The 5798-nt window shown below is 67.1% G+C and carries 10 protein-coding genes; all 10 read right to left on the bottom strand.

Annotated features, from left to right (window positions below; all coding sequences use genetic code 11):
• Positions 1–87 precede the first annotated feature (87 nt).
• The 10 genes from QZY03_RS02945 to QZY03_RS02990 all read right to left on the bottom strand — a co-directional run bounded on the left by QZY03_RS02945 (position 88) and on the right by QZY03_RS02990 (position 5791).
• Positions 88–279, bottom strand: a complete 192-nt coding sequence (locus QZY03_RS02945; protein ID WP_295578145.1) for a type II toxin-antitoxin system VapC family toxin — start codon at positions 277–279, stop codon at positions 88–90.
• Between the two features lie 540 nt (positions 280–819).
• Complete coding sequence (locus tag QZY03_RS02950; RefSeq protein WP_295578148.1) at positions 820–1185, bottom strand: DUF2442 domain-containing protein; 366 nt, start codon at positions 1183–1185, stop codon at positions 820–822.
• 18 nt (positions 1186–1203) lie between these two features.
• Entirely contained in the window at positions 1204–1554 is a 351-nt protein-coding gene (locus tag QZY03_RS02955; RefSeq protein WP_295578150.1) for a DUF5615 family PIN-like protein, read from the bottom strand.
• A complete protein-coding gene (locus QZY03_RS02960; protein WP_295578152.1) occupies positions 1535–1828 on the bottom strand; it encodes a DUF433 domain-containing protein in 294 nt (97 codons plus the stop codon). Before QZY03_RS02960 ends, QZY03_RS02955 begins: the two co-directional genes overlap by 20 nt.
• A 154-nt stretch (positions 1829–1982) precedes the next feature.
• The gene (locus QZY03_RS02965) at positions 1983–2609 is read right to left on the bottom strand and encodes a response regulator transcription factor (protein ID WP_295578154.1); all 627 of its coding nucleotides are present in this window, start codon (positions 2607–2609) and stop codon (positions 1983–1985) included.
• Positions 2600–4162: a GAF domain-containing protein gene (locus QZY03_RS02970; RefSeq protein ID WP_295578156.1), complete on the bottom strand. Its 1563-nt coding sequence runs from the start codon at positions 4160–4162 to the stop codon at positions 2600–2602. Before QZY03_RS02970 ends, QZY03_RS02965 begins: the two co-directional genes overlap by 10 nt.
• Positions 4163–4673: 511 nt before the next feature.
• Positions 4674–5132, bottom strand: a complete 459-nt coding sequence (locus QZY03_RS02975) for a helix-turn-helix domain-containing protein (protein ID WP_295578158.1) — start codon at positions 5130–5132, stop codon at positions 4674–4676.
• A complete protein-coding gene (locus QZY03_RS02980; protein ID WP_295578160.1) occupies positions 5129–5359 on the bottom strand; it encodes a DUF4160 domain-containing protein in 231 nt (76 codons plus the stop codon). Before QZY03_RS02980 ends, QZY03_RS02975 begins: the two co-directional genes overlap by 4 nt.
• Positions 5360–5377: 18 nt before the next feature.
• Positions 5378–5599: a LuxR C-terminal-related transcriptional regulator gene (locus QZY03_RS02985; protein WP_295578161.1), complete on the bottom strand. Its 222-nt coding sequence runs from the start codon at positions 5597–5599 to the stop codon at positions 5378–5380.
• Between the two features lie 33 nt (positions 5600–5632).
• Entirely contained in the window at positions 5633–5791 is a 159-nt protein-coding gene (locus tag QZY03_RS02990; protein WP_363168691.1) for a hypothetical protein, read from the bottom strand.
• Between the last annotated feature and the right edge of the window lie 7 nt (positions 5792–5798).

Genomic DNA, 5798 nt, shown 5'->3' on the forward strand with positions numbered 1-5798 from the left:
GGGCCCCCCCGGCCGTAACTAAGGGGCCAGGTTCAAATAATTCCAGTCGAATCGCTCCGCTACCACATTCTGCCGATTGGCCGGCGATCAGGGTATAGGATAAGCCGCAATCAGCACATCAGTCTGCGAAAAGTCATTCCCCTTGAAGAGCAGCGGAACTTGGTCGCGGAACGCGAGGGCGTAAGAGAAGCAGCCGCCGAAATTGAGCCCCGCCGGGTGCCGGCCTTTGCCGAAGCGCCGGAACCCCAGGGCTGCGGCATCGGCCAGGGCCTCGTCCAAGGGAACCGTCTCGATAGATAGGCGCCGGGGTCAGGTCTTGCAATCCAACACCCAGCCGAACCGACCAACGCCAACTGCTGCTCTCAGCGCGCCCCCGCTCAACAACCATCCGAGGTCGAGGCCACACGTTCCGCTTCCGCCCGCGTTCGCCTCGCCCGGTCGTCACTAAAGTTAGCCCACGAACAAGCGTCAAGAAGTCCGTTTATTCGCCTACAGCGCTGTACGCGAATCTACGGATAGGGCGTACCGCAGGACACCGCGCGGCATGTGTCCCCGCCGAGGTTCCCGTCAGCCGGAACGCAGAGCACCGCCGAGGGCCCGCCATCATCTGTCGAGGCGCTCGCGGATCTGGGTCGTGGGCGTTGGCGTTGGGCCTCGCGCCGTGCCGCTAGCGAGCCTTGCTCCTGACGAGCCAGGTCGAGTTGCACTTGCTGGCGACGACCGAGGTAATATCCGAGGGTCGCGTAGAGATCGTGCAGATCCAAGGCATCAAAGCGCATGGCGATTCTTCGGCAGTTGCACGTTGGTGGAAGAGCCCGATCACGCTCTCCAAGGTCGCCGGATCTGCCCATCGCGGATCACCCCGCGCGTGTCCGGTCTATGTTCGGCCATCCAGTTCGGCAGACGCTCGTGTCCAATCCCACCGGCCTGTTCTAGGGAGAGGTTGCGGAGGTTGTCGGCGGCCATCTCCAGGTCATCTTCGATCCAGACCACGTATCGGCCGCGCGAGTCCAGGCGTGCTGCGGCGAAGCGCGCGGGATCGGCGAGCGCGGCCAGTGCGCGATGAGTGCAAATGGTCGGGGCCAGATCGACGGAGAACCTAGCCTCATCGGCAAAGGTCAGGCGCAGGTCGAACGGTCGCGTGATCTCCAGGGTAGTCAGGGAGTGCTGCGGGTCGTGGATCATGGATGGGGATTCCGCCGGTTACATCGGGAGGTAGATGACCCGGTCCTTCAGCTCGCCGTCGCCGAGGCACTCGATGAGCAATGCCAAGTCCTCTACGGCCTTGCCGATGGGCGCCGTCGCGACGATCTCGATGACCCCGGGCATTGCCAGGCCGGCATCCACGCGCTCGAAGGCGAAGCCCGTCACCGTCTCGACGTCGTGGGTGACGAGCACCCGACCCTGTTCGGCCGCCCACGCCAGAACCGCCGGGTCATCGGCGCCGGAAAGCCCAACGTTCTGTACCCGAACGACGTCGACGCCCTGCACGCGTCGCAGGATGCCGCGCAGGATGTTTCCGTCGAGGTTCTCGTCAGCCAGCAGGCGAAGCATCACCGCGGATCCGCTGGCGGTCCAGGCGATTGCGGATCTGGGCCGTAGGTGACCGCGACTCGGCCTCGCGCCGTGCCGCTAGCGAGCCTTGTTGCCGGCGGTCCAGGTAAAGTTGTACTTGTGGGCGATGGCCTAGGTAATACCCCAGGGTCGCGTAGATAGCGTGCAGGTCCAAGGCGTCGAAGCGCATGGCGATCTCCTCGGCAGACGCGCCTTGCTCGTAGAGCCCGATGACGCTTTCCAAGGTCACTCGGGTCTGCCCGACGCGGATCACTCCGCGGGTGTCTCGGTGCAGGGGGGCGCTTCCCCCTCAAGGGCAAGTTGCGTCGTCGCTGCGTTCATGGCTCAATGTCTCTTGCTGTAACCCGCCAACAGTGTGGCAGTAAACGTGCCTGCACGCCAAGGCGGTATGCCCCTGCGATTTGGGTTCACCCCACCATCCCCCGCTCCACCGCCCACCGGACCACATCAGCCACCGAATGGAGCCCGAGCTTGTCCATCAGGCGATTCCGGTAGGTATCCACGGTCCGCGGGCTGATGGCGAGGACCCGCCCGATCTCCTTGCTGCTCTTGCCCCCGGCAATCAGGCGAATGACCTCCCGCTCGCGGGGCGACAGGACGGCAGGCGGCGGGCCGTTGCGCTGGAAGGCCCGGAGTTTGGCCCGGATTCCCGGTGTGACGAAGGTTCCGCCGGCGGCGACGCTCCGCACCGCCATCACCAAATCCTCAAAGGAGTTGTCCTTGACGACGAAGCCCGCGACGCCCGCCTCCTGGGCCTGGAGCGCGGAGGCGGCGTCGTCGTGCATGGTGAGGAGCACCACCCGGGTCTCGAGGGCCGCATCCTCCACGCGGCAGGCGACCTCGATGCCAGTGGCCTTGGGCATTTCCAGGTCCAGGATGGCAACGTCGGGTTGAAGGGTTTCGATGAGCCGCCAAGCGGCCTCGCCGTCGCCGGCCTGGCCCAAGAGCGCGATGTCGGGCTCCGCTTGGAGCAGGGCGGCGAACCCTTGGCGAACGATGGCGTGGTCGTCGGCGAGAATGACGTCTAAGGACACGGGACGACCTCCCTGGTCAGGGGCACGCTGATCCGCACCTGGGTCCCCCGGCCGGGGGCGCTGCGGATACGGGCGCACCCGAGGACGCCCTCGGCGCGCTCGCGAATCATGCCGAGCCCGAGCCCGGCGGGGCGCTCGAAGGTCTGGCGGGTGTCGAATCCGACCCCGTCGTCGATGACGACCAGGGTCAGTCGTTCCTGGCGCCGGACCCGCAGGACGACCAGGATACGGCTGGCCCGGGCGTGGCGGAGCGCATTGGACAGGGCCTCGCGGAAAGCGAGGAAGCACTGCTCCTTGACCCGGTCCTCCAAAGCGAAGGGGAACTGGTCCGCGTCGACGCAGATCGAGCTACCACTGCGCTGGCCGATCTCGCTGCAATGGAGGCGGACGGCATCGACGAGCGACAGGCGGTCCAGGAAGGGGGGCCGCAGCTCGCTGCTCACGGCGCGCACCTCCCGCAGGGCGTCACCGGCCTCTTCGACCAGTCGCTCCAGCAGTTCCACCGGAACCGCCTCCTGCCGTCCCGCCATGCCACTGACCAGCTTGAGGCCGAGATTCAGGGCTTGCAGAGTCTGGCCGACCCCGTCGTGCAGGCTTGCGGCGAGGCGGCCCCGAGCGTCCCGCTCGGCGTCGTTGCGCAGCCTGCGGACGGCTTGGGCCTCAGCGGCGCGGGTGCGCAGGGTCTGGATGCCGAAGGCGAGGTCCTCGGCCAACTCGGCCAGCAGGTCGACCTCCGCGCCGTCGAAGGCGTCTGACGTATCGGCAAAGATGCTGAAGTTGCCGAAGGGCGCACCGTCCGCCTGCAGGGGCAGGGCGATCAAGGCGCGAAAGCCGTGGTACGTAGCGGCGTCGGCCCAGGGTGCAAGGTCGCAGCGGTCGGAGAGGTCGCGCAGGATGACCCTGTCGCCGCGCTCGCAGGCGACGCGGCAGGGGCTGCCGCGGTCTCCGGCGTTGGCCGCCGCGCAGACCGCGGCGGCGAAGCCCCGGGCCCCCTGTCCGGCATGGGCCACCATGCGGATTCGACCGCTGCCTCGCCCGGCGTAGCCGACCCACGCGAAACCGTAGCCACCCACCTCGACCAGGTTGGTGCAGAAGGCGTCGAGGAGAGCGCGCTCATCGACGGCACGGGCGAGGCTGCGGTTACAGCGGGAGAGGACGGCATGCGTTCGGCTGAGGCGCCTCAGCTCCTGCTCCGCCTGCCGGCGCTGGGAGTGGTCCCGGGTGAAGCCGACCAGCCGCATCACCCGGCCTTCGGAGTCGGCGACGGGGATGAAGCAAGAGGCGAGACGGCGTACCGGGGACCGCCCAGCCGCGTCGAACTCGAACTCGGCAAGCTGGCCGGCAAGGGCCTCGGCCATCAGGCGCCGGACCCTGTCCCGGTCCGGCGGGCTCACCAAGTCCAGGTAGGGGCGCCCGCGCACGGCATCCGTGCTGTCCGCCCCGATCTGGCCCAGCCCCGTCGGGTTCATAGCGACCAGGCGGCCGTCGGCGCCAATGGCGTGAATGCACAGGGGCGCCCGGTCGTAGAGGGCTCGGAGACAATCGTGGTCCATAGCGGTGCGCCCCAGGTTTTCATCTGCCTTTGGTTACTGGCGAGATCGCCATCGAGCAGGTACGCCACCAGCCAGTCGGCGCCGGCGCGCCGGTGCACGCGGCGCATGGGTGCCGGGGTCACATGGGTGCCGGGGTCAGGTCTTGCAATCCAACACCCGGCCAAACTGACCAACGCCACCTGCTGCCCTCAACTCGCCCCCGCTCAACGATCATCCTAAGGAAAAGGCCAAACGTCCGCGTCCTCCTAAGCCGCTCAAAGACAGGGGTAGCCCACGCATACGGGTCAGGAAGTCCGCATCTTCGCCTTCCAAGTCTGTAGGCGAATATACGGACAAGACGCGCCGTAGGACCCCGCGCAGGCTGTTTCCGTCGCGATCCCCCTCAGCCAACTATCGGACTCTCGCCGAGGGTGCGCTAGCGTCAGAAGCGCTCGCGAAGGAAGGCGTCGTGGGGGGTTGGCGATGTCATCCATGGCCCCGAACCCTAGCGGCTGCGGGGGAGCAGGGCAAGCTAGGCCGCCGCCCTCCTTGTCTTACGCTCAACCGCCCACCCCAGACAGGCGAGCCACACCGTCTTGGGGATTGGCCGGGAGCCCGCCAGATAGTAGTTCAACATGCGCCGCGAGATACCGATGGCATCCGCCGCGCGCTCCTGGGTGAGTCCATGCTCGGCCATCCAGTTCGCCAGGCGCTCGTGGCCAATCCCACCAGCCTGCTCAATGGCGAGGTTGCGGAGGTTGTCGGCGGCCAGCTCCAGGTCATCTTCGATCCAGACCACGTATCCGCCGCGCGAGTCCAAGCGTGCTGTGGCGAAAAGCGCGGGATCGGCGAGCGCAGCCAAGGCGCGATGAGTGCGAATGGTCGGGGCGAGATCGACGAATAACGTGGACCCATCGGCAAAGGTCAGGCGCAGGTCGAACGGCGGCGAGACCTCCAGGGCGGTTAGGGTATGCTGCGGGTCGTGGATCATGGGTTGCAGTCCTCGAAGATCTGACGGGCGCGGTCACGGTTCGCGGCGATCCACGCGAGGGCCTCCGCTATCTCGGCGGTGCGCACCGTCCGGCTGACCGTCTCCAGGGTGTCCAGGTAAACCAAGGCGTCGCGCCGGTCCGTCAGGACCACATGCACGTGCGCGGGCCGGTGATCGGGCACGTTCACGCGGATGGTCATGCTGGGCAGGCGATGGATCGTTGGCATGGGGCGAGTATTGTGCATTCATTGCACAAAGTCGAGGGAGCGGCACACCCCCGACATCCGCACCGATCCTGGCCCACCATCCCCCGCTCCATCGGCCACCGAATGGAGCCCCAGCTTCTCCATCAGCCGATTCCGGCAGGTATCCACGGTCCGCGGGCTGATGGCGAGGACCCGCCCGATCTCCTTGCTGCTCTTGCCCCCGGCGATCAGGCGGACGACCTCCCGCTCGCGCGGCGACAGGACGGCATCCTTACCACAGCCGCAACCATCGCGCTACAAGCGCAACAGCCACAACTCCACCGCCGTCGCGATCTGGTGATAGACCGCCTCGCAGACCTCCCGGCCCTGCCGGTAGGGATCGGGAATCTCGATGCCGCCCCAATGACCCAAGAGATAGACCTTGCCCGCGCTCGACGGGGCCAACTGCAGCAAGTGGCGA

Source organism: uncultured Lamprocystis sp. (assembly GCF_903933125.1).
GTDB lineage: Bacteria > Pseudomonadota > Gammaproteobacteria > Chromatiales > Chromatiaceae > Thiodictyon.